This window comes from Paraburkholderia sp. SIMBA_027 (assembly GCF_046535315.1).
Lineage (GTDB): Bacteria > Pseudomonadota > Gammaproteobacteria > Burkholderiales > Burkholderiaceae > Paraburkholderia > Paraburkholderia tropica.
Genome location: NZ_JAWRWY010000007.1, coordinates 258,287 through 281,228 on the forward strand (window position 1 = coordinate 258,287; position 22,942 = coordinate 281,228).

The 22,942-nt window shown below is 67.1% G+C and carries 23 protein-coding genes; 12 read left to right on the forward strand and 11 right to left on the reverse strand.

From position 1 onward, the window contains the following. Positions 1 to 97: 97 nt before the first annotated feature. From mnmH to upp, 10 genes are all read right to left on the reverse strand, one after another. Positions 98 to 1,174 (reverse strand): tRNA 2-selenouridine(34) synthase MnmH, encoded by a 1,077-nt coding sequence (gene mnmH / locus SB764_RS15780; protein WP_110327609.1) that lies wholly within the window; start codon positions 1,172 to 1,174, stop codon positions 98 to 100. A gap of 43 nt (positions 1,175 to 1,217) precedes the next feature. Continuing rightward, complete coding sequence (rng, locus tag SB764_RS15785) at positions 1,218 to 2,687, reverse strand: ribonuclease G (protein ID WP_065064480.1); 1,470 nt, start codon at positions 2,685 to 2,687, stop codon at positions 1,218 to 1,220. A gap of 9 nt (positions 2,688 to 2,696) precedes the next feature. Then, positions 2,697 to 3,320, reverse strand: coding sequence for a Maf family protein (locus SB764_RS15790; protein WP_065064634.1), 624 nt, complete (start codon positions 3,318 to 3,320; stop codon positions 2,697 to 2,699). Between the two features lie 225 nt (positions 3,321 to 3,545). After that, a complete protein-coding gene (rlmH, locus tag SB764_RS15795; protein ID WP_065064482.1) occupies positions 3,546 to 4,016 on the reverse strand; it encodes a 23S rRNA (pseudouridine(1915)-N(3))-methyltransferase RlmH in 471 nt (156 codons plus the stop codon). Between the two features lie 37 nt (positions 4,017 to 4,053). After that, positions 4,054 to 4,518: a ribosome silencing factor gene (gene rsfS, locus SB764_RS15800; RefSeq protein ID WP_074984781.1), complete on the reverse strand. Its 465-nt coding sequence runs from the start codon at positions 4,516 to 4,518 to the stop codon at positions 4,054 to 4,056. A 2-nt stretch (positions 4,519 to 4,520) separates the two neighbouring features. Further along, positions 4,521 to 5,249: a nicotinate-nucleotide adenylyltransferase gene (locus tag SB764_RS15805; protein ID WP_410864018.1), complete on the reverse strand. Its 729-nt coding sequence runs from the start codon at positions 5,247 to 5,249 to the stop codon at positions 4,521 to 4,523. A gap of 4 nt (positions 5,250 to 5,253) precedes the next feature. After that, positions 5,254 to 6,201 carry an oxygen-dependent coproporphyrinogen oxidase gene (hemF, locus tag SB764_RS15810; RefSeq protein WP_065064488.1) on the reverse strand — a complete coding sequence of 316 codons (948 nt, stop codon included), beginning with the start codon at positions 6,199 to 6,201 and terminating at the stop codon, positions 5,254 to 5,256. Between the two features lie 267 nt (positions 6,202 to 6,468). Then, positions 6,469 to 7,743, reverse strand: a complete 1,275-nt coding sequence (purD, locus tag SB764_RS15815) for a phosphoribosylamine--glycine ligase (protein WP_065064490.1) — start codon at positions 7,741 to 7,743, stop codon at positions 6,469 to 6,471. A 108-nt stretch (positions 7,744 to 7,851) separates the two neighbouring features. Further along, positions 7,852 to 8,580: a YebC/PmpR family DNA-binding transcriptional regulator gene (locus SB764_RS15820; RefSeq protein WP_065064492.1), complete on the reverse strand. Its 729-nt coding sequence runs from the start codon at positions 8,578 to 8,580 to the stop codon at positions 7,852 to 7,854. A 727-nt stretch (positions 8,581 to 9,307) separates the two neighbouring features. After that, positions 9,308 to 9,958: a uracil phosphoribosyltransferase gene (gene upp, locus SB764_RS15825; protein ID WP_065064494.1), complete on the reverse strand. Its 651-nt coding sequence runs from the start codon at positions 9,956 to 9,958 to the stop codon at positions 9,308 to 9,310. A 339-nt stretch (positions 9,959 to 10,297) separates the two neighbouring features. On the opposite strand from upp, the gene SB764_RS15830 reads away from it, so the two are divergent. The 3 genes from SB764_RS15830 to SB764_RS15840 all read left to right on the forward strand — a co-directional run bounded on the left by SB764_RS15830 (position 10,298) and on the right by SB764_RS15840 (position 12,617). Continuing rightward, a complete protein-coding gene (locus SB764_RS15830; RefSeq protein ID WP_065064496.1) occupies positions 10,298 to 11,077 on the forward strand; it encodes an SDR family oxidoreductase in 780 nt (259 codons plus the stop codon). Positions 11,078 to 11,169: 92 nt separating this feature from the next. Continuing rightward, the gene (locus SB764_RS15835; RefSeq protein WP_065064498.1) at positions 11,170 to 11,559 is read left to right on the forward strand and encodes a methylglyoxal synthase; all 390 of its coding nucleotides are present in this window, start codon (positions 11,170 to 11,172) and stop codon (positions 11,557 to 11,559) included. A gap of 83 nt (positions 11,560 to 11,642) precedes the next feature. After that, complete coding sequence (locus tag SB764_RS15840) at positions 11,643 to 12,617, forward strand: quinone oxidoreductase family protein (protein ID WP_074984787.1); 975 nt, start codon at positions 11,643 to 11,645, stop codon at positions 12,615 to 12,617. Between the two features lie 50 nt (positions 12,618 to 12,667). Here SB764_RS15840 and SB764_RS15845 read toward each other — a convergent pair whose 3' ends face one another. Next, a complete protein-coding gene (locus SB764_RS15845) occupies positions 12,668 to 12,871 on the reverse strand; it encodes a hypothetical protein (protein WP_321869183.1) in 204 nt (67 codons plus the stop codon). Positions 12,872 to 12,888: 17 nt separating this feature from the next. On the opposite strand from SB764_RS15845, the gene SB764_RS15850 reads away from it, so the two are divergent. The 9 genes from SB764_RS15850 (at position 12,889) to SB764_RS15890 (ending at position 22,895) form a co-directional block, all read left to right on the forward strand. Then, positions 12,889 to 13,014, forward strand: coding sequence for a potassium ABC transporter ATPase (locus tag SB764_RS15850; RefSeq protein WP_065064636.1), 126 nt, complete (start codon positions 12,889 to 12,891; stop codon positions 13,012 to 13,014). Continuing rightward, a complete protein-coding gene (gene kdpF, locus SB764_RS15855) occupies positions 13,011 to 13,103 on the forward strand; it encodes a K(+)-transporting ATPase subunit F (RefSeq protein WP_027819619.1) in 93 nt (30 codons plus the stop codon). The genes SB764_RS15850 and kdpF overlap by 4 nt, the downstream gene beginning before the upstream one ends. Then, positions 13,100 to 14,905, forward strand: coding sequence for a potassium-transporting ATPase subunit KdpA (kdpA, locus tag SB764_RS15860; protein WP_065064502.1), 1,806 nt, complete (start codon positions 13,100 to 13,102; stop codon positions 14,903 to 14,905). The genes kdpF and kdpA overlap by 4 nt, the downstream gene beginning before the upstream one ends. Positions 14,906 to 14,921: 16 nt before the next feature. Beyond that, on the forward strand, positions 14,922 to 17,006 hold the full coding sequence (gene kdpB, locus SB764_RS15865) for a potassium-transporting ATPase subunit KdpB (RefSeq protein ID WP_065064504.1): 2,085 nt from the start codon (positions 14,922 to 14,924) through the stop codon (positions 17,004 to 17,006). Positions 17,007 to 17,078: 72 nt separating this feature from the next. Beyond that, positions 17,079 to 17,657, forward strand: coding sequence for a potassium-transporting ATPase subunit KdpC (gene kdpC / locus SB764_RS15870; protein ID WP_065064638.1), 579 nt, complete (start codon positions 17,079 to 17,081; stop codon positions 17,655 to 17,657). Between the two features lie 187 nt (positions 17,658 to 17,844). Further along, positions 17,845 to 20,820: a DUF4118 domain-containing protein gene (locus tag SB764_RS15875; protein ID WP_410864023.1), complete on the forward strand. Its 2,976-nt coding sequence runs from the start codon at positions 17,845 to 17,847 to the stop codon at positions 20,818 to 20,820. Continuing rightward, positions 20,813 to 21,511: a two-component system response regulator KdpE gene (gene kdpE / locus SB764_RS15880; protein ID WP_065064506.1), complete on the forward strand. Its 699-nt coding sequence runs from the start codon at positions 20,813 to 20,815 to the stop codon at positions 21,509 to 21,511. The genes SB764_RS15875 and kdpE overlap by 8 nt, the downstream gene beginning before the upstream one ends. A gap of 156 nt (positions 21,512 to 21,667) precedes the next feature. Beyond that, the gene (sugE, locus tag SB764_RS15885) at positions 21,668 to 21,988 is read left to right on the forward strand and encodes a quaternary ammonium compound efflux SMR transporter SugE (protein WP_065064508.1); all 321 of its coding nucleotides are present in this window, start codon (positions 21,668 to 21,670) and stop codon (positions 21,986 to 21,988) included. A gap of 292 nt (positions 21,989 to 22,280) precedes the next feature. Continuing rightward, positions 22,281 to 22,895, forward strand: coding sequence for a DUF4126 domain-containing protein (locus SB764_RS15890; protein WP_110327613.1), 615 nt, complete (start codon positions 22,281 to 22,283; stop codon positions 22,893 to 22,895). The last annotated feature ends 47 nt before the right edge of the window (positions 22,896 to 22,942 follow it).

Consider the following 22,942-nt stretch of genomic DNA (forward strand, 5'->3'; position numbering starts at 1 on the left):
CAACCTCCACCATCGGTCATGCCGATGGTTTAGCCCGGGCACGGATGGGTGCCCGGGCGCTTTTTCCCCGGGAGCGGCCGGCGCCATCACCGCGAGGCTAGCCCCCCGGCATCTCGCCGATGAGGTCTTCGCCGCGCAGTTGCGCGAGCAACGAATGCGCCTCGTCGAGCGGATTCCCCGACATCGGATGAAAGGCAAAACGCGGCGAACGCGCCAGCGTCGGAAAATGCTTGCGCGTGCTGCGCGCATAGGCCGGATCGTAGTGTTCGGTCACGAGCGCTTCCGACAACGCCAGGCGGTTGTCCTCGTCGAGCAGTTTGCACCACGATTCGATACGTTCGCGCCCATGCAGCGGCGTGAGCCTCACCAACTGTTCCCTGAAGTACTCGCGCTCGTCGAGCAGATGCCCGTATTCCTCGAGCAGCAGCGCGACGCGCTCCGCGTGCGTCACGTCCACGACGACGCACGGCGCGCCGTGCATCGTATCGACGAGCGAAAGCGGCAGCGTGATCGCGCCGATGCGCCGGCTCTCCGCTTCCACGAACACCGGCTGCGCGGCGTCGAAGCCGCGCAGCGTCTGCGCGAGCGTGGTGTCGAACCACTTCTGCGAAGGCTGCGTGCGCCTGGGCAACGCGCCGAGCAGCGAACCGCGATGCGCCGCGAGCGCTTCCAGATCGAGAATCTGCGCGCCGGCACGGCCTAGCGCCTGCAACAGACGCGTCTTGCCGCTGCCGGTCGGGCCGGTGAGCACGAGGTAGCGGAATTGGGCGGGCAGGGCGTCGAGCGTCTCGAGCACGCTATGCCGATACGACTTGTAGCCGCCTTCGAGCTGCCGCGCGCGCCAGCCGATCATGTTGAACATGGCCGTCATCGAAGCGGAGCGCTTGCCGCCGCGCCAGCAGTAAATGAGCGGGCGCCAGTTGCGCGGACGCTCGGCGAACGTGGTGTCGAGATGATGCGCGATGTTGCGCGCGGCGAGCGCGGCACCCAGACGCGTGGCGTCGAACGGCGACTGCCTGTACAGCGTGCCGACGATCACGCGCTCCTCGTTGCTGAGCACGGGCGCATTGATCGCGCCCGGCATGTGGTCCTCGGCGAATTCGAGCGGTGTGCGGACGTCGATAACTTCTTCGAATTCGCCGAGCTGGGCAAGGGTGACGCGCTGGTGATTCAACTGCGGTACTCCGGTGAAGCGATGACCTGCGTGCGGCGATGGCTTACATCAGCACGATGTCATACTGTTCCTGACTCAGATTCGACTCCACCTGCAACGACACCGGCTTGCCGATGAAATCGATCAGCATCGCGAGATGCTGCGACTCTTCCTCGAGGAACAGATCGATCACCTGCTGCGACGCCACCACGCGGAATTCGCGCGGATTGAACTGGCGCGACTCGCGCAGGATTTCGCGCAGCACGTCGTAACAGACCGTGCGCGAGGTTTTCACCTGACCTTTGCCGAGACACGTCGGGCACGGCTCGCAGAGCACGTGCGCGAGCGATTCGCGCGTGCGCTTGCGCGTCATTTCCACGAGACCGAGCTGCGAGAAACCGTTCACGGTCACGCGCGTGCGGTCGCGCGCGAGCGCCTTCTTGAGTTCGCCGAGCACCTGGTCGCGATGCTCGAGGTTCTCCATGTCGATGAAGTCGATGATGATCACGCCGCCCAGATTGCGCAGACGCAATTGCCGCGCGATCGTGTGCGCCGCTTCGAGATTGGTCTTGAAGATCGTGTCGTCGAAGTTGCGCGCGCCCACGTAGCCGCCCGTGTTCACGTCGATCGTCGTCATCGCCTCGGTCTGGTCGATCACGAGGTAGCCGCCCGACTTGAGGTCGACGCGGCGCGACAGCGCGCGCTGGATTTCGGCCTCGATGTTGTAGAGGTCGAACAGCGGACGCTCGCCGGTGTAGTGATGCAGCTTCGGCAGCACGGCCGGCGTGAACTCGCCCGCGAATTCGCTGAGCTTCTGGAAGGTCTCGCGCGAATCCACCTGGATGCGCGTGGTCTCGTCGTTGACGAAATCGCGCAGCACGCGCTGGCCGAGATTCAGGTCCTGATAGAGCAGGCTCGTCGCGGGCAGGCGCTGCCCCTGCGCGAGGATGGTCGCCCAGGTCTTGCGCAGATAGGCGACGTCGGCGGCCAGTTCTTCGCTGGTCGCGTCTTCGGCGATCGTGCGCACGATGTAGCCGCCTTTCTCGTCGGCGGGCAGCACGGCCGTGAGGCGCGCGCGCACGGCTTCGCGTTCGGCTTCGCTTTCGATCTTCTGCGAGATGCCGATATGCGGCTCCTGCGGCAGATAGACGAGCGTGCGGCCCGCGATGCTCACCTGCGTGGACAGGCGCGCGCCCTTGGTGCCGATCGGATCCTTCACGACCTGCACCATCAGCGTCTGGCCTTCGAACACGGTCTTTTCGATCGGCTGATGATGCGCGCTCGAATGCGTTTCGCCGGCGATGCGCGGATGCCAGATGTCGGCGACGTGCAGAAACGCGGCACGCTCCAGACCGATGTCGATAAAAGCCGACTGCATGCCGGGCAGCACACGCACGACCTTGCCGAGATACACATTGCCGACGCGCCCGCGCGACAGCGTGCGCTCGACGTGAAGCTCCTGTACTGCGCCCTGCTGGACCAGCGCGACGCGCGTCTCCTGTGGCGTAATGTTGATCAGGATTTCTTCGTTCATGATTGTTGTTTAGAAGTCGATGCTCGCGGCGCGCAGGAGAGCGGCCGTTTCGAACAGAGGCAAACCCATGATACCCGAATAGGACCCGTCGATTCGCTCGATGAATTCCGCCGCGCGGCCCTGAATGCCGTACGCGCCGGCCTTGCCGAACGGCTCGCCGCTCGCCACATAGTGGGCGATCGCGGCGGGCAGGGCGGCGGCGAAACGCACGTGCGAACGCGAGACCGCGACGGGCAGGCACACGCCTTCCGCATTCACCACGGCCACGGCGGTGAGCACTTCGTGCTCGCGGCCCGCGAGGCGTTCGAGCATCGCGAAGGCCTCGGCGGCGTCGTGCGGCTTGCCAAGGATGTGGCCGTCGATGCTCACGGTCGTGTCGGCGGTCAGGATCGGCGCGTGCGCATGCGCGCCCGCCACGAGCCGGGCGCGCGCGGCGTCGGCTTTCGCGGCGCACACGCGCTCGACGTAGACGGCGGCGCTTTCGCCGGGCAGCACGGCTTCGAGCGCTTCGGCGTCTTCGTCGGGACGCGGCAGCAGGAGTTCGAAACGCACGCCGAGCTGTTGCAGTAGCTCCTGGCGGCGTGGGCTCTGCGAGGCGAGATAGACGAACGGATAAGTCGCGGTGGTGGTCATCGGGGCGTCTTCACGGGCGGAGTTCGGGGGGAGCGGCGTTGCGGCGTCGATGCGTCCGGCATGATGCGCGCACGGCGGCACGCGCCGGCCGCTTTGAGGCTGCAGCGAAGCCGCTTCGAAGCCGCTTAGAGCCTGCGACGATGGCCGAAGGCGGTCATCGTGGCGGGCGCTCGAGCGGACATCAATCCGGCATCAATCCAGCTTCAAACGGATATCAAACGGATATCAAACGCGATGATAGGGGTGATTCTGCGTGATGGTCCACGCGCGGTAAAGCTGCTCGGCGAGCAGCACGCGCACCATCGCGTGCGGCAGGGTGAGGGAGGACAGGCGCAGCAGCGTGTCGGCGCGCGCCTTGAGCTGCGGATCGAGCCCGTCCGCGCCGCCGATCAGGAAGGCCACGTCGCGGCCGTCCTGCTGCCAGCCGGGCAGCGCCTGGGCGAGCTGCATCGTGGTCCAGTCCTTGCCGCGTTCGTCGAGCGCGACAAGGCGCGCGTTCTTCGGCAGCGCCGCCTCGATGCGCGTGCGCTCGGCGGCCATCACGCTTTCGGCGGAGCGGCCCGACGAGCGCTGCTCGGGCTTCACTTCGCGCAGCTCGATGCGCAGCTCGGGCGGCATGCGCTTCGTGTATTCCTCGAAGCCCTCGGCGATCCAGTCCGGCATCTTGTGGCCGACGGCGACGATATGCAGTTTCATCGTGCGTAACTCGACGTGCGCAATGCGACGCGCGCGCTTACTTCGCGCTCTTGCGCGCCGGCGTCTTGCGCGCGGTCTTCTTCGCGGCGACCGGTGCGTCGACTTCGTCCTCGTCGTCCATCGGTTCGCTCGGACGCGCGCCCACGAAGCCCGTGTTTTCCGCGAGCTTCAGACGCACCGGCTTGTCGCCCCAGATTTCTTCGAGGTTGTAGTACTGGCGCAGCGCCGGTTGCAGGATGTGGACGATCGCGTCGCCGCAATCCACGAGCACCCATTCGCCGGTCTCTTCGCCTTCCGTGCTGACGATGTCGCCGCCGGCTTCCTTGACCTTTTCGCGCACGCTCGAAGCGAGTGCCTTGGTCTGACGGTTCGACGTGCCGCTCGCCACGACCACGCGATCGAACAGCTCGGTCAGATGGCTCGTGTTGAAGACGCGGATGTCCTGTGCCTTGACGTCTTCGAGAGCGTCGACGATGGTGCGTTGAAGTTTGCGGATGTCCATATTTACCCGTGGTGCCTGTACAAATGATGTTGAAGAATATAGTCCCACACTGGCGCGGGAATTTTTTCGGCGATGTCGCCGGCGCGTTGCCGCGCCGCCACGCAGGCGGCGATATCGCGCCGGATTTCGGTCGCCGAGACGTCGAGTGCGAGCGTGTCGTCGATCAGCAGATGGCCGTTCGGCGTGCTCGCGAGCGTGGCTGCATCGGCGCGCCGCGCGGCCGCTTCGGCGGCGACGGCGGCGGGCAGCGCCGCAAAATCGAAACCGGGGCGGCTCGCCACACCCAGATGCGCGAGTGCAAACAGCTCGCGCCATTCGTGCCACGAATCCAGATGCAGCAGTTGATCCGCGCCCATCAGCATGGTGAGCGCGGCGTCGGTGTTGGGCCGGCCGTGCGCGTCGGACTTCGCACGCCAGCGGCGCAGCGTTTCGACCGTGTAGGTTGGGCCGTCGTGCTCGATCTCGTCGGTGTCGACCGTGACCGTCACGCCCGGCAGCGCCAGCGTGGCGGCGGCCGCGCGCGTCATCGCGAGGCGGTGCGCGGCGGGCGTCACGCCGGGCTTCTGCCACGGCTGACCGGCCGGCAGCAGGATCAGCTCCGTCAGGGCGAGCACGCGCGCGAAATGCCGCGCGAGCGCCAGATGGCCCTCGTGGATCGGGTCGAAAGTGCCGCCGAGCAGGCCGACGCGCCGTGCGAGCGCGTGAGCCGGGGCGATGAACGCTTGCGTCACGGTGTCAGATCCAGTCGCGTACGGGCAGGAAGTCGGTGTAGAGGCGCGCTTCCGGCGTGCCCGCTTCCGGCTCCCAGTCGTAGCGCCAGCTTGCGCCCGGCGGCATCGACATCAGGATCGATTCGGTGCGGCCGCCGCTTTGCAGGCCGAAGTGCGTGCCGCGGTCCCAGACGAGGTTGAATTCCACGTAGCGGCCGCGCCGGTACGCCTGGAAGTCGCGCTCGGCCTCGCCGTACGGCAGGGCGCGGCGTTTTTCGATGATCGGCACATACGCCTTCAGGAAGCCTTCGCCGACGCTCTTGAGCATCGCGAACGCCTGCTCGAAGCCGCCTTCGGCGTAGTCGTCGAAGAAGATGCCGCCCACCCCGCGCGCCTCGTTGCGGTGCTTGAGGAAGAAATACTCGTCGCACCATTGCTTGAAGCGCGGGTACAGATCCGCGCCGTAGGGCGCGAGGGCGTCGCGGCAGACGCGGTGGAAATGCTGCGCGTCTTCCTCGAAGCCGTAATACGGTGTCAGATCCATGCCGCCGCCGAACCAGAATACGGGCGCTTCGCCGGGCTTGGTGGCCATCAGCAGGCGCACGTTCATGTGCACGGTCGGGCAGTACGGATTGCGCGGATGCAGCACGAGCGAGACGCCCATCGCCTCGAAACCGCGTCCGGCGAGTTGCGAGCGCGCCGCCGTGGCCGAGGGCGGCAGGGCGTCGCCCTGCACGTCCGAAAAGCCGATGCCGCCACGCTCGAAGAACTGGCCGTTTTCGAGGATGCGCGTGCAGCCGCCGCCGCGCAGCTTTTCGCCGGGCGCGCGTTGCCAGGCGTCGGTCGCGAAGGGCGTGCCGTCGAAAGCGCCGAGTGTGTCGGCGATCTGCGTCTGCAGGCCCGCGAGCCAGGCGCGTACTGCCGCGCTATCGGGCGTGGCGCCGGTCTGGCCAGTCTGAATCGGTTCGTTCATCGGTGCTGAAGGGGTTGTCGGCCTCGGGCCGAACGGTGCCGCGCCGGCTTGTGCCGGTTTGCGCGGAGGTCGGGACGGCGTTCCGAACGCCGCTATGTGTCACTACGCGGCAGTGTAGCGCCGCATCGGCCTGGCTTCGAGCCTGCGCGGACAGGCGGTCGGACGAAGGGGCCAGATGACGCGCGGGCGCCGCATGGCGCCCGTCGTCGAGATGCTGTGTCGACAGGCGGCGCGCACACCGTGGTCCGCGCGCCGCGTGCCGCTGTCTTACTGCTTGCGCCCGGCGGCGCGATAGCCGATATCGTGGCGATACTGCATGCCGTCGAACGAGATGCGGTTCACGGTTTCGTAGGCCACGTTCTGCGCGCTGCGCACCGAGTCGGCGAGGCCGACCACGCACAGCACCCGGCCGCCCGCCGTCACCAGCTTGCCGTCGACGAGCTGCGTGCCCGCGTGGAAGGTGACCGAGTCGTCGGTTTCCGCCGGAATTTCGCTGATGCGATCGCCCTTGCGCGGCGTTTCCGGGTAGTTGTACGCGGCCAGCACCACGCCCAGCGCGGTACGGCGGTCCCATTCCAGCTCGACCTGGTTGAGCGTGCCGGCGATGGCATGCTCGACGACCTTCGAGAAGTCGCCCTTCAGGCGCGCCATGATCGGCTGCGTTTCCGGATCGCCCATGCGGCAGTTGAATTCGAGCGTCTTCGGGTTGCCTTGCGCGTCGATCATCAGACCGGCGTACAGGAAGCCCGTGTAGCGGATGCCTTCCTTCTCCATGCCCGCCACGGTCGGCAGGATGATTTCGCGCATCACGCGCGCGTGCAGCTGCGGCGTGACGATGGGCGCGGGCGAGTAGGCGCCCATGCCGCCCGTGTTCGGGCCCTGGTCGCCGTCCTGCAGACGCTTGTGGTCCTGGCTCGACGCCAGCGCCAGCACGTGCTTGCCGTCGACCATGACGATGAAGCTCGCTTCCTCGCCCGCGAGGAATTCCTCGATCACGACGCGCGCGCCGGCGTCGCCGAGCTTGTTGTCGGCGAGCATCGAATCGATCGCCTGATGCGCTTCTTCCAGCGACATCGCCACGACCACGCCCTTGCCCGCGGCGAGGCCGTCGGCCTTGATGACGATGGGCGCGCCCTGCTGATCGACGTAGGCGTGCGCGGCCGTCGCGTCGGCGAAGGTCTCGTAGGCGGCGGTCGGGATGTTGTGGCGCTTCATGAACGCCTTGGCGAAGTCCTTCGAGCTTTCGAGCTGCGCAGCTTCCTTGCTCGGGCCGAAGACCTTCAGACCGCGCGCGCGGAACACGTTGACGATGCCCGCGGCGAGCGGTGCTTCCGGGCCGACCACGGTGAGCGCCACCTGTTCGCGCTCGGCGAAATCGGCAAGCTCGTTGATGTCCGTGATGTCGACATTGGCGAGCCGCTCGTCCTGCGCGGTGCCGCCGTTGCCCGGTGCGACGTAGACGAGCTGCACGCGCGGCGACTGGGCGAGTTTCCACGCCAGCGCATGTTCGCGGCCGCCAGAACCGACGACGAGTAACTTCATGTAAATCCCCGAAAGACCAGAACCAGAAACAGTTGCGGCCGGCGCGACCTGCGCCAGCCGTGGAATGCGCGTGCGGGCGCGGGGCTGCCCGCGCCCGCGCCGATGCCGTTATTCGTCGGCGATCGACGCGTTGGTGTACACCTCCTGGACGTCGTCCAGGTTTTCGAGCGCGTCGAGCAGCTTCTGCATCTTCACGGCGTCGTCGCCGGTGAACTCGACTTCGGTCTGCGGCTTCATCGTGACTTCGGCCACTTCGGCCTTGAAGCCCGCGGCTTCCAGCGCGTCCTTGACCTTCTGGAAGTCGTTCGGCGGGCAGACCACTTCGATGCTGCCGTCTTCGTTCGTCACGACGTCGTCGGCGCCCGCTTCGAGCGCGGCGTCCATCAGCTTGTCTTCGGGCGTGCCCGGCGCGAACACGAACTGGCCGATGTGATCGAACATGAACGACACCGAGCCGTCCGTGCCCATGTTGCCGCCGAACTTCGAGAACGCGTGGCGCACTTCCGCGACCGTGCGGGTGCGGTTGTCGGTCATGGTGTCGACGATGACCGCCGCGCCGCCGATGCCGTAGCCTTCGTAGCGGATTTCTTCGTAGTTCGCGCCATCGACGCCGCCCACGCCGCGCTGGATCGCGCGGTTGATGTTGTCCTTGGGCATGTTGGCGTCATAGGCCTTGTCGACGGCCAGACGCAGACGCGGGTTCGAGTCGATTTCACCCCCGCCCATGCGCGCCGCCACCTGGATTTCCTTGATGAGCCGCGTCCAGACCTTGCCGCGCTTGGCGTCAGCCGCAGCTTTCTTGTGTTTGATGTTGGCCCATTTCGAATGACCCGCCATACCTTTCTCCGTCGCACGCTCCGCGCGTGCATGGTGCTAGTGCAGTTGTCGTTGCTGCAGTGTCGATGCCGCAGTGCTCAATACCGTGCTCAATACGATTGCCGGACGCGCTCGCGCGCTGTCGAGCGGCGAGGCCGGTGTGCCCTTGAGTGTCTTGTCCGCCCTGGGTGGCTGCCGCTCAGGCGCCGATCCTTCCCGATCGTTGCCGGTCGCTGCATGCGGCCGAAACGCCCGGCGCACGCGAATGGTTCAACGCATTCGAGGCGTCCGGCGTGTACGGCGCACGCGAGCGGGACCGGTTTCCGGTGCGCGCGCCCGGGCGCATCGGCCTTGCATCGGTTCCGGGCGGGTTGCGCCGCGCGCGGGACCGGCCGTGCTTCGGACCACAGCGGCCGTCAGGTGGATCTGAATTTTATCACGCCGGGACCCGTCGGCTTCGCCCCGTCGCTGCGATTGCGCGCGGCGTGCGGGTTCGGGCCGGACGGCGGCGGGGTTGTCCGCGCGTGGCCGGACGATTCGTGTGGCGAGCCGCTCTGGCGCGGCGGGGCGCCGTAAACGGGGCGCGAGCAGGGGCCGCGAACGCTGGCTGTGGCGCAATACGCTGCGCAAAGCCAGGCGCGACAAGCGCGACAAGCGCGACACGCGCGACACGCGGCAGACAGTCCGTGCGGAGCCGGCGCGGGCGTGGGCACAAACGCGCGCCCACGTCCCACGACGCCCGCCTGTCTTAGTTCTTGGTGCCGAACAGGCGGTCGCCGGCGTCGCCGAGACCCGGAATGATGTACGCGTGGCTGTCGAGGTGCGAATCGAGCGAGGCCACGTAGAGCTTCACGTCCGGGTGCGCCTTCTGGAACACCTCGACGCCCTCGGGCGCGGCCACCAGCGCGAGGAACAGAATGCGATCGCCGGGCACGCCGCGGCGCTTGAGCACGTCGATGGCGTGCGCGGCCGAGTAGCCCGTGGCGACCATCGGATCGCAGAGGATGAAGGTGCGGTCTTCCAGATCCGGCAGGCGCACGAGGTATTCGACCGGACGGTGGTCGTCGGCGCGATAGACGCCGATATGGCCCACGCGCGCCGACGGCACCAGTTCGAGCAGGCCGTCGGACATGCCCACGCCCGCGCGCAGCACCGGCACGATCGCGAGCTTCTTGCCGGCGATCACCGGGGCGTCGACTTCGACGAGCGGCGTCTGCACGCGGCGCGACGCGACCGGCAGGTCGCGCGTGATTTCATAGCCCATCAGCAGCGTGATCTCGCGCAGCAGCTCGCGGAACGTGCGCGTGGACGTGTCCTTGTCGCGCATGTGGGTGAGCTTGTGCTGGATCAGCGGGTGATTGAGGATGAAGAGATTTGGAAAACGGCTGTCCTGTTTCATGACGGGGCGCACAAGGCTGCTAGAGATATCGGGGGCGCTGGACGGGGCCCGAAAACGGGCCGGTCCGCGTGACGGACTCAAGTATACGGGAACGGCGGGCGAACGACGCGGCCGTGGCGTGGGATCGGCGTGCGGATTGGCGTGCGGATCGACCAGGATCGGCAGCGGCGTCCCACGCGTGCGGCGCGATTCTTCTAGAATCGCAAAAATCGGACGCGGACGTGGGTGCCGGATCGCCGGACCGCCGGATCGCCGGATCGCCGGATCGCCGGATCGCCACGCCGCCGTCACGCTTCGTTCATGCAGGTTCACGCAGGCACAGAAAGAGGACGCAACAAGATGGACATGGGCATCGCAGGACGCAGCGCGCTGGTGTGCGCCGCAAGCAAGGGACTGGGGCGCGGCTGCGCCGAGGCGCTCGCCGCCGAGGGCGTGAACGTGACGATCGTCGCGCGCACGGAGCAGACGCTCGAGGAAACCGCCGCGCAGATCCGCGCCGCGACCGGCGTCGAGGTCAAGGCCGTGGCCTGCGACATCACCACCGAAGCGGGCCGCGCCGCCGCGCTGGCCGCGTGCCCGTCGCCGGACATCCTCGTGAACAATGCGGGCGGTCCGCCGCCGGGCGATTTCCGCAGCTTCACGCACGAGCAGTGGATCGCCGCGCTCGAAGGCAACATGCTCACGCCGATCGCGCTGATCCAGGCGACCATCGACGGCATGACCGCGCGCGGTTTCGGGCGCATCGTCAACATCACGAGTTCGTCGGTGAAGGCGCCGATCGACGTGCTGGGCCTGTCGAACGGCGCGCGCTCGGGACTCACGGGTTTCGTCGCGGGCGTCGCGCGCCAGGTCGCGAGCACGGGCGTGACGATCAACAACCTGCTGCCGGGCGCGTTCGACACCGACCGCATCCGCTCGACCATCGTCGCTCAGGCGCAGAAGCAGAATCTTTCGCTCGACGAAGTGCGCGCGCGCCGCGTGAAGTCGATTCCGGTCGGCCGCTTCGGCACGCCCGACGAATTCGGCCGCGCCTGTGCGTTCCTGTGCAGCGTGCACGCGGGCTATATCACTGGACAGAACTGGCTCATCGACGGCGGCGCCTATCCGGGCACCTTCTGAGCGGGCATAGTGCGCACGACGGCGTCCGGTCATCCGGCCGGCACGCCGCGATTCTTTCATCGACACCCGACATACCCAAGGAGCAGAAGGCCATGCCCACCCGCGTCGCGCTGATCGCGCACGACCATAAAAAAGACGACATCGTCCGGCTGACCGGCGAATACGTCGACACGTTGCGCCGCTGCGCGCTGCTCGCCACGGGCACGACCGGCGGGCGCATCGAGGCGGCGCACGGCCTGAACGTCGAGCGCATGCTGTCCGGCCCGCACGGCGGCGATTTGCAGATCGGCGCGCAACTGGCCGAGGGCAAGGTCGACGTGGTGATTTTCCTGCGCGATCCGATGACCCCGCAGCCGCACGAACCCGACATCAACGCACTCGTGCGCGCCTGCGACGTGCACGACGTGCCGTGCGCGACCAACATCTCGACGGCGCGCATGATTCTCGACGTGCTCACGCAGCGTATGAAGGACGTGGTGTAAGCCGCATCGAGACACATCGAAACGCAGCGAGACAGATTGACTCCGACTTTTGCACGCATTGGCACGACTCAAGGAGACATGAGATGAGCAAGGCAATCCGATACGACAAGACCGGCGGCCCCGACGTCATGAAGTGGGTGGACGTCGAAGTGGGCGAGCCGGGCGAGGGCGAGATCCGCGTGAAGCAGACCGCCTGCGGTCTGAATTACATCGACGTGTATTTCCGCACCGGCCTCTATCCGCAGGCGCTGCCCGCGGGTCTGGGCATGGAAGCGGCCGGCGAGGTGACGGCGGTCGGCGCGGGCGTGACGAGCGTGAAGGTGGGCGAGCGCATCGCCTACGTCGCGCGTCCGCCGGGCGCGTATGCGCAGGAGCGCGTGCTGCGCGCCGACCAGGTGATCCGCGTGCCCGATTCGATCAGCGACGAGCAGGCCGCCTCGCTCATGCTGCAAGGCCTGACCGCGCAATATCTGCTGCGCCGCACCTATCGCGTGAAGGCCGGCGACACGATCCTGATTTCGGCGGCGGCGGGCGGCGTGGGCCTGATCGTCTGCCAGTGGGCGAAGGCGCTGGGCGCGACCGTGATCGGCACCGTGGGCTCGGACGAAAAGGCCGAGATCGCGAAGGCGCACGGCTGCGATCACCCGATCGTCTACACGCGCGAGGACTTCACGGCGCGCGTGCGCGAGATCACGAACGGCGCGGGCGTGCCCGTGGTGTACGACTCGATCGGCAAGGACACGTACACGAAGTCGCTCGACTGCCTCGCGCCGCTGGGCATGTTCGTGAGCTTCGGCAATGCGTCGGGGCCGCTGCCGCCGATCGATTCGTCGGAGTTCGCGGGACGCGGCTCGCTGTTCTTCACGCGCCCGACCTTGTTCACCTATATCGCCAAACGCGCCGACTACGAAGCGATGGCCGCCGAGCTGTTCGAGGCGGTGGCTTCGGGCAAGGTGAAGACGTCGATCAATCAGCGTTACGCGCTCCAGGACGTGGGCCAGGCGCACACCGATCTCGAAGCGCGCCGCACCACGGGTTCGACGATCCTGCTGCCGTAAACACGCGGTTTCGCTCACGGCGTTTCCAGCCGATAAAAAAGGCGCGCATGTCAGCCATGCGCGCCTTTTTGTTTGTCCTTTGTTTGTCTTTTACTTTCCGCCCGTTTGCTTTCGCGCGCCGCCGCGCCTTGTCCGACAAGGCGGCGCGCGCGCATGCGCATACCGATGCCGTCCGCGTTTACGCGTTTTTTATACGCATGCCCCAAGCTTTGATCCGGATTTAACGCGATAAACCTTACCTTACCGCCATCCATCAATGGAGAACACGACAATGGATGTGCTGTATATCGGGGGGCTGGCGGTCTTCGCCGCGCTCACTTATGCGTTGATCGCCGGCTGCGAGAAGCTCATGCAGTACCGCCGCGCCGATCAGGGTGTCAAGGGAGCGCGCTCATGACCTGGATTTTCTGGTTGTCGGGGGCGGCGACGCTGTTGCTGTTCGTCTATCTCGTCCATGCGCTGCTGCGCGCGGAGGACATCGAATGAACGCCAACAATCTGCTGCAAACCGGGCTGTTCATCGCCGTGCTGCTGGCGCTCGCGGTGCCCGTCGCGGGCTATATCACGCGCGTGCTCGACGGCCGTTCGCGCGTCGTGCGCCTGTTCGCGCCGGTGGAGAATCTGCTCTATCGCCTCGCGGGCGTGGACGTCAACGCCGAGATGAACTGGAAGCGCTATGCGTTCGTCACCATCTCGTTCAACGTGCTGGGCGTGGGTTTCCTCTACCTGCTGCTGCGCATTCAAGGCTGGCTGCCGGGCAATCCGCAGACCTTCGGCGCGATGACCGTGGACGGCGCGTTCAACACGGCGGTCAGCTTCGTCACCAACACGAACTGGCAGGACTATTCGCCCGAACAGACCGTGAGCTATCTCACGCAGATGCTCGGTCTCACGGTGCAGAACTTCCTTTCGGCGGCCACCGGCATCGTCGTGGTGGTCGCGCTGATTCGCGGTTTCGCACGCCATTCGGCGCAGACCATCGGCAACTTCTGGGTCGACCTCACGCGCACGACGCTCTACATCCTCGTGCCGATGGCGGCGCTCGTCACGGCGCTGCTGATGAGCCAGGGCATGATCCAGAACTTCAAGTCGTATCAGGACGTGCCGACGCTGCAAACCACGACCTATGCCGCGCCGAAGCTCGATGCGCAGGGCAATCCGGTCAAGGACGAGAAGGGCAACGCCGTCACCGTCGATACCAAGGTGACGACGCAGACGCTCGCGATGGGTCCGGTCGCCTCGCAGGAAGCGATCAAGATGCTCGGCACCAACGGCGGCGGTTTCTTCAACGCCAATTCCGCGCATCCGTACGAAAACCCGACGCCGTTTTCGAACTTCGTCGAAATGTTGGCGATCCTGATCATTCCGGCCGCGCTCTGTCTCGTGTTTGGCAACATGGTCGGCGACCGCCGGCAGGGCGTGGCGGTGCTCGCGGTGATGACGATCGCGTTCGCCGTGGCGGTGGGCGTCGAATTGTCCGCGGAACAAAGCGGCAACCCGATGTTCACGTCGCTCAACGTCGATCAGCACGCGAGTGCGCTGCAGGCCGGCGGCAACATGGAAGGCAAGGAAACGCGCTTTGGTATCGCGCAGACGGGCATTTTCGTCGTGACCACCACGGCGGCGTCGTGCGGCGCGGTCAACGCGATGCACGATTCGCTCACGCCGATCGGCGGCCTCGTGCCGATGCTCTTCATTCAACTCGGCGAAGTGATCTTCGGCGGCGTGGGCTCGGGCCTCTACGGCATGCTCGTGTTCGCATTGCTCGCGGTGTTCGTGGCGGGCCTGATGATCGGCCGCACGCCCGAATACGTGGGCAAGAAGATCGAATCGTTCGAGATGAAGATGGTGTCGATCGTGATTCTGCTCACGCCGCTGCTGGTGCTGCTCGGCACCTCGATCGCCGTGCTCACCGCCGCGGGCAAGGCCGGCATCGCCAATCCGGGCGCGCACGGTTTCTCCGAAATCCTCTACGCGTTCAGCTCTGCCGCGAACAACAACGGCAGCGCGTTCGCGGGCCTGACCGTCAGCACGCCGTTCTACAACTGGCTGCTCGGCATTGCGATGTGGTTTGGCCGTTTCGGCACCATCGTGCCGGTGCTGGCGATCGCGGGTTCGCTCGCGAGCAAGAAGCGCATCGCCGTGACGGGCGGCACGCTGCCCACGCATGGCCCGCTGTTCGTCGTGCTGCTGCTCGGCTGCGTGCTGCTGGTGGGCGCGCTCACCTACGTGCCGGCGCTCGCGCTCGGTCCGGGTGTCGAGCATCTGATCATGCTCGGCGTGCATTGAACGGGGATCTTTCGAAATGACACAACATAGTGCAACACGGTCCATGTTCGATCCGGCGCTCGTGCGCCCGGCCATCGTGGACTCGTTCAGGAAACTCAATCCGCGCACCCAGTTGCGCAACCCGGTGATGTTCTGCGTCTACGTGGGCAGCGTGCTCACGACGATCCTCTGGATCGCGGCGCTGATGGGGCAGGCCGAAGCGCCCGCGGGCTTCATTCTCGCGGTCGCGCTGTGGCTCTGGTTCACGGTGCTGTTCGCGAACTTCGCCGAAGCGCTCGCCGAAGGCCGCTCGAAGGCGCAGGCCGCCTCGCTGCGCCAGGCCAAGCGCGACGTGATGGCGAAGAAGCTCAACGAGCCGCATCCGAAGGCGCCGATCCGCATCACGACCGCCACCGATCTGCGCAAGGGCGACGTGGTGCTGGTCGAAACCGGCGACACGATTCCCGCCGACGGCGAGGTGATCGAAGGCGTGGCCTCGGTCGACGAATCGGCGATCACGGGCGAATCCGCGCCGGTGATCCGCGAGTCGGGCGGCGACTTTTCGTCGGTCACGGGCGGCACGCGCGTGCTGTCCGACTGGATCGTCGTGCGCGTCACGGCGAATCCGGGCGAGGCGTTTCTCGACCGCATGATCGCGATGGTCGAGGGCGCGAAGCGCCAGAAAACGCCGAACGAAATCGCGCTGACGATCCTGCTGGTCGCGCTGACGCTCGTGCTGCTGCTCGCCACCGCAACGCTGCTGCCGTTCTCGATGTTCTCGGTCGAAGCCGCGAAGATGGGCCACGTGGTGACGATCACGGCGCTGACCGCGCTGCTCGTCTGCCTGATTCCGACGACCATCGGCGGGCTGCTCTCGGCGATCGGCGTGGCGGGCATGAGCCGCATGATGCAGGCCAACGTGATCGCCACTTCGGGCCGCGCCGTGGAAGCGGCGGGCGACGTCGACGTGCTGCTGCTCGACAAGACCGGCACGATCACGCTCGGCAACCGTCAGGCGTCGGCTTTCGTGGCCGCGCCGGGCGTGAACGAAGAAGCGCTCGCGGACGCCGCGCAACTGGCCTCGCTCGCCGACGAAACGCCCGAGGGCCGCAGCATCGTCGTGCTCGCGAAGCAGCGCTTCAACATTCGCCAGCGCGACATGCATGCGCTCCAGGCTGTGTTTCTCGCGTTCAGCGCGCAGACGCGCATGAGCGGCGTGGACCTGCCGGGGCGCGAGATCCGCAAGGGCGCCGCCGACGCGGTGAAGAACTACGTCGAGCAGCACGGCGGCCGCTTCCCGTCGGAAGTGAACACGGCCGTGGACGAAGTCGCGCGGCGCGGCAGCACGCCGCTCGTCGTGGCCGAGCGTCACGGCGACGATGCGCGCGTGCTGGGCGTGATCGAGCTGAAGGACGTGGTGAAGGGCGGCATCAAGGAGCGCTTCGCCGAGCTGCGCAAGATGGGCATCAAGACCGTGATGGTGACGGGCGACAACCGCCTGACCGCCGCCGCGATCGCCGCCGAAGCCGGTGTCGACGACTTCCTCGCGCAAGCCACGCCGGAAACCAAGCTCGCGACGATTCGCGAGCATCAGGCGCAGGGCAAGCTCGTGGCGATGACCGGCGACGGCACCAACGACGCGCCGGCGCTCGCGCAGGCCGACGTCGCCGTGGCGATGAACACCGGCACGCAGGCCGCGAAGGAAGCGGGCAACATGGTCGATCTGGATTCGAATCCGACCAAGCTCATCGAGATCGTCGAGATCGGCAAGCAGATGCTGATGACGCGCGGCTCGCTCACGACCTTCTCGATCGCCAACGACGTCGCCAAGTACTTCGCGATCATTCCGGCCGCGTTCGCCACCACGTATCCGCAACTGAACGCGCTCAACGTGATGCATCTCGCGACGCCGGCGTCCGCGATTCTCTCGGCGGTGATCTTCAACGCGCTGATCATCGTGCTGCTGATTCCGCTCGCGCTCAAGGGCGTGAAGTACCGGCCGCTCGGCGCGGCGATCCTGCTGCGCCGCAATCTGCTGGTCTACGGGCTCGGCGGGATTCTGGTGCCGTTCGTCGGCATCAAGCTGATCGACATGGTGCTCGCGGCGTTCGGTTGGGTTTGAGGTGCGCGCCTCACACATGCGCCTTGCAGATGCGCTTCGCAAATGCGCCTCGCAAATGAACAGGAAGCCAAAATGAAATCGCAGTTTCGTCCTCTGATCGTGATCTTCGCCGTGCTCGCGGCGATCACCGGGCTCGTCTATCCGGCCGTGATGACCGCGTTCGGGCAGGCCGTGTTCCACCGCCAGGTCAACGGCAGCCTCGTCGAAGTCGACGGTAAGGTGGTGGGCAGCGCGCTGATCGGCCAGCAGTTCGACGCGCCGCAGTACTTCTGGGGCCGCCTCTCGGCGACCGCGCCGATGCCGTACAACGCGCAGGGCTCGGGCGGCTCGAACTTCGGCCCGACCAACCCGGCGCTCGCCGATGAAGTCAAAGGCCGCATCGACGCGCTCAAGGCCGCGGGCACCGACGTCTCGCAGCCGATTCCCGCCGACCTGGTGACCTCGTCGGCGAGCGGTCTCGATCCGGAGATCTCGCCCGCCGCCGCCGCGTACCAGGTCGCACGCGTGGCGAAGGCGCGTCATCTGAGCGCCGGCGACGTGCAGGCGCTCGTGGACCGCTACACCCAGGGCCGCCAGTTCGGCCTGCTCGGCGAGCCGCGCGTGAACGTGCTGGAGCTGAACCTCGCGCTCGACGGCAAGGAAGTGAGCTGAATCCGCTGACGGGGTAAGCCTCGCAGGCTGGATGGCCACCGCACGCCGCCTTTCGCGCGGCGTGCGGTTTGCCATTTCGGCGCCACGGTGAGACGATCGGCGATGGCGTTCCGGCGCTTGCCGACCCGCGCCGGGTGCGAATCACCACACTGCGCACAACACGCGAAACACATAACGCGAAATCCGCATGAACCGTCCCGATCCCGACGAACTCCTCGACCGGCTGCAACGCGATGAAGAAAAACGCCGCCGCGGCAAGCTGAAGATTTTCTTCGGCGCGTCGGCAGGCGTCGGCAAGACTTACGCGATGCTGCAAGCCGCGCGCCGCCGCGCCGACGAAGGCGTGGACGTGGTGGTCGGCATCGTCGAAACGCATGGGCGCAGCGAAACCGCCGCGCTTACGAACGGCCTCGACGTGATGCCGCGCCAGCGCCTCGCGTATCGCGGCCGCATGCTCGACGAATTCGATCTCGACGCCGCGCTCGCGCGCAAGCCGCAACTCGTGCTGGTCGACGAACTCGCGCATTCGAACGTGCCGGGCGCGCGCCATCTGAAGCGCTGGCAGGACGTCTACGAACTGCTCGACGCGGGCATCGACGTTTATACGACCGTCAACGTGCAGCACCTCGAAAGCCTCAACGACGTGGTCGGGCAGATCACCGGCATCCGCGTCTGGGAGACGGTGCCCGACCGCGTGTTCGACGGCGCCGACGAAGTCACGCTGGTCGACCTGCCCGCCGAGGAACTGCTCGACCGCATGCGCGACGGCAAGGTGTATCTGCCCGCGCAGGCCGAGCGCGCGGTGCGCAACTTCTTCCGCAAGGGCAATCTGATCGCGCTGCGCGAACTGGCGCTGCGCCGCACGGCCGACCGCGTCGATGCGCAGATGCACGAATATCGCGCCGACCGTTCGATCCAGCACGTCTGGCAGGCGCGCGAGCGGCTGCTCGTGTGCGTCGGGCCGGGGCCGGAAGCGCCTGCGCTGGTGCGCGCGGCGGCGCGCCTCGCCGCGAGTCTCAAGGCCGACTGGATTGCCGTCTACGTCGAAACGCCGAAGCTCCAGCGCCTGCCCGACGCGATCCGCGAACGCACGCTCGGCGCGCTCAAGCTGGCCTCCGAACTGGGCGCGGAAACCTCGACGCTCGCGGGCGAGGACGCCGCCGTCACGCTCGCGGGTTACGCGCGGCTGCGCAACGTCTCGAAGCTGGTCGCGGGCGCGTCGCTGCGCAGCGGCTTCTCGCGCTGGTGGCGCAGGCCGTTCGGCGAGCGGCTCGCGGAACAATCCGGCGACGTCGACCTGACGCTGGTGCGCGCGAGCGGCAACGACGTCGACCGTTTGATCGGCCGCAGCGGGGGCGATGGTCGCGACGCGGGCTCGGCCGCCGCGCGCGCCGCCAACGCGTGGCGCGCAGCCATCGCCGAGGGCGCCGCGCATCGCTCGCCGCCGCGCGCGTATGCGGCGGCGCTGGCGATCTGCGCGGGCATCACGCTGCTCGCCAACCAGTTGAACGACCGCATCGCGCTCGCCAATCTCGTGATGCTGTATCTGCTCGGCGTGATCTTCGCGGCCACGAAGCTCGGGCGCGGGCCGGGCGTCATGCTCTCGTTCGCGAGCGTGGCCGCCTACGACTTTTTCTTCGTGCCGCCGCGCCTGTCGTTCTCGGTCAGCGACACGCAGTATCTGCTGACCTTCGTGGGCATGTTGCTGACCTCGCTCGTCATCAGCCATCTCACGTCGAGCCTGCGCCGCGAGGCGAGCGTCGCGCAGCGCCGCGAACAGCGCACCGGCGCGATGTATGCGATGGCGCGCGAACTCGCCGCCGCGCTTGCGACCGAGCAGATCGTCGCGATCGGCAGCCGCCATGTGAGCGAGGTGTTCAACGCGCGCGTCGGCATTCTGTTGCCCGATAGCGCCGACAAGGTGCAGCAGAAGATCGAGGACCCCGATCCGCAGATCATGCTCGACGCCGCGAGCCTCGATCTCGACGTCGGCCAGTGGGTCTACGACCAGCAGAAACCGGCGGGTCACGGCACCGACACCTTGCCCGCCGCCGCCGCGCGCTATCTGCCGCTCAAGGCGCCGATGCGCACGCGCGGCGTGCTGGCCGTGGTCACGCGCGACGCGCGCGAATTGCAGGTGCCCGAGCAGCAGCGCATGCTCGACGCCTTCGCCGCGCAGATCGCGCTCGCGCTCGAACGCGTGCACTACGTCGAGATCGCGCGCGACGCGCTCGTCAACATGGAGTCCGAACGGCTGCGCAACTCGCTGCTTTCCGCGATTTCGCACGATCTGCGCACGCCGCTCACGACCATCGTCGGCTTTTCGTCGATGCTGGCGCAGACGCACGAGCCCGGCGCGCCTGACGACACGCACAGCGCGCGCACCGGCGAGCTGATCGAGGCGATACACGACGAGGCGCTGCGCATGACCGGCATCGTCACGAATCTGCTCGACATGGCGCGTCTGCAGGCGGGCAGCCTCAAGCTCAACCGGCAGTGGACGCTGCTGGAGGAAACCGTGGGCGCGGCGCTCGCCGCGTGCCGCCGCGTGCTCGCGCGCCATCCGGTGCAGGTGAAGCTGGAGGCGGGCTTGCCGTTGCTGCAGCTCGACGCCGTGCTGATGGAGCGGCTCTTTTCGAATCTGCTGGAAAACGCGGCGAAATACACGCCGCCCGACACGCCGCTGACGATCGCCGCGCGCCGCATCGAGGAGCACGGCCAGCCTTTCGTGCGCGTGAGCATCGACGATCGCGGGCCGGGCCTGCCGCCTGGCATGAACGAGCGCATCTTCGAGAAGTTCACGCGCGGCGAGAAAGAGTCGGCGAAACCGGGCATCGGGCTCGGGCTCGCGATCTGCCGCGCGATTGTGGAAGCGCACGGCGGTACAATCGGCGCGGCCAATCGCGTCGATGCCGACGGCCAGACGGAAGGCGCGTCGTTCTGGTTCGCGCTGCCCGTGGAGGCGCCGCCGCCGTTGCCGAGCGACGTCGCCGAGTCCGAAGAGGCCGATGCAGCCGACGCGGAACACGGCCTTCATGACGCGCTCGATGCGCATGACGACGCGCATGACGAGACGCATGAAGCGCGCGACGGCGCTTCGGCGCCTTCAACCTTCGATCTGAAACCTGCATCGCATTCGAACCCGCATCCCGACCATGAGTGATCCGAGTCTTGCCGTTGTCCTGATCGAAGACGAAAAACAGATCCGCCGCTTCGTGCGCGCTTCGCTGGAGGGCGAGGGCATCACGGTCTACGACGCCGAAACCGGCAAGCAGGGGCTCGTCGAGGCGGCCACGCGCAAGCCCGACCTCGTGATCGTCGATCTGGGGCTGCCCGACACGGACGGTCTCGATGTGATCCGCGAGCTGCGCGGCTGGAGCGATTTGCCGGTGATCGTGCTGTCCGCGCGCACGCAGGAAAGCGAAAAAGTCGCCGCGCTCGATGCAGGCGCCGACGACTATCTGACCAAGCCCTTCGGCGTCTCCGAACTGCTGGCGCGGATTCGCGCGCATCTGCGGCGGCGCAACCGCGGCGGCGCGAACGAGGCGCCGCAGGTGAGCTTCGGCGCGGTGACCGTCGATCTGGGCATGCGCCAGGTGACGCGCGAGGGCGCGCCCGTGCATCTCACGCCGATCGAATATCGCCTGCTCGCCACGCTCGTGCGCGACGCGGGCCGCGTGCTCACGCATCGCCAGTTGCTGCGCGAGGTGTGGGGGCCGTCGCACGTGGAAAGCAGCCACTATCTGCGCATCTACATGGCGCATCTGCGGCAGAAACTGGAGCGCGATCCGGCGCAGCCCGAGCACATCGTCACCGAGACGGGCGTGGGCTATCGCCTCGTGGGCGTGCAGTGACGCAGGTGAAGCAGCCGCGTCGCGAGTAGGGCGGCAAGGCGGTTCGGTGACGCGCGGCCCGCGCACCAGACTGGTGCTATACTTACAGGCGTGTAAGGACGACCTTGCACGTCTTTCTTCGGGGACGGCCCCATTTTTTCAAGTGGAGCGTCCCGGATGCCCTGGTTCATTCTTCTCATTGCTGGCCTGCTCGAAGTCGCCTGGGCGGCCGGTCTCAAGTCCTCCGAAGGTTTCACGCGTTTCTGGCCCTCCGTGTTCACGATCGTGACCGCGCTCGGCAGTTTCGTGCTGCTCTCGATCGCCATGCGTCAGTTGCCGCTCGGCACGGCCTACGCCGTGTGGACGGGCATCGGCGCGGTGGGCGCGTTCGTGTTCGGCATCGTGATGATGGGCGAGGCCGTGAGCGCCGCGCGGGTGGCGAGTGCGGCGCTGATCGTGCTCGGCATCATCGGGCTGAAGCTCAGTTCGGCGGCCTGATCCGGTTCCGGATCGGCGAGACCTTCCACGCGCCGTGCGGCGATGCGGCGCGCATTTTCCCCACATTTTCGGCAAAAATCGCGGGTTTTTGCGTGGCGCGCATGCGCAACACCGCTGCGGCGGTGCAGCGAGCGTGGCTATAATGGAATGGTCATCAACCGATAACACTCCGCGCCGCGGATAACGCGAGCGCCGCTGCCCGATGGCGCCGTGTCCGGCGAAGCGGGCGCGCTGCGTTTGCGCCAGATTCGTGGGGGACGGCGCCGCGCGAGCCTCGCGCGAGGAGGCAGTCATGCTCGAACCGATTTCGCTTGCCGCGGGCCTGTCCTGGGGCAGCGGCCTGCGCCTCTACCTCACGGTCCTCATGGCCGGCGTGCTTCAGCGCCTCGGCCTCATCCATCTGCCCGACACGCTCGCGGTGCTTGCTTCGCCCTGGGTGATCGGCATCGCCGCCGCGCTCACGGTCCTCGAATTCCTCGCCGACAAAGTCCCCGCGTTCGATTCGCTGTGGGACGCGCTGCACACCTTCATCCGCATTCCCGCCGGCGCCGTGCTGGCGGCGGGCGCGCTCGGCCACGCCGATCCGGCGGTGCTGACGATCGCCGCGCTCGCGGGCGGCACGCTCGCGGGCACCGCGCATCTGGCGAAGGCGGGCACGCGGGCGCTCATCAATCTGTCGCCGGAACCGGTCTCGAACGTGGTCACGTCGAGCGCCGAGGACGGCATGACCTTCGTCGGCGTGCTGCTCGCGCTGTTCGTGCCGCTGCTGTTCCTCGTCATGCTCGCCGCGTTCCTGCTGGTGGCGACGTGGGCGCTGCCGCGTCTGTGGCGCGGCGTGCAGGGCGGCTTTCGCGGCATGGCGACGCATATGGTCTCGCGTTTCTCGCTGCGGAGCCGTCACGATTGAACCCGCCGAATCTGTCCTCGCCTCCGTCTACGCCATCTTCTAACCCC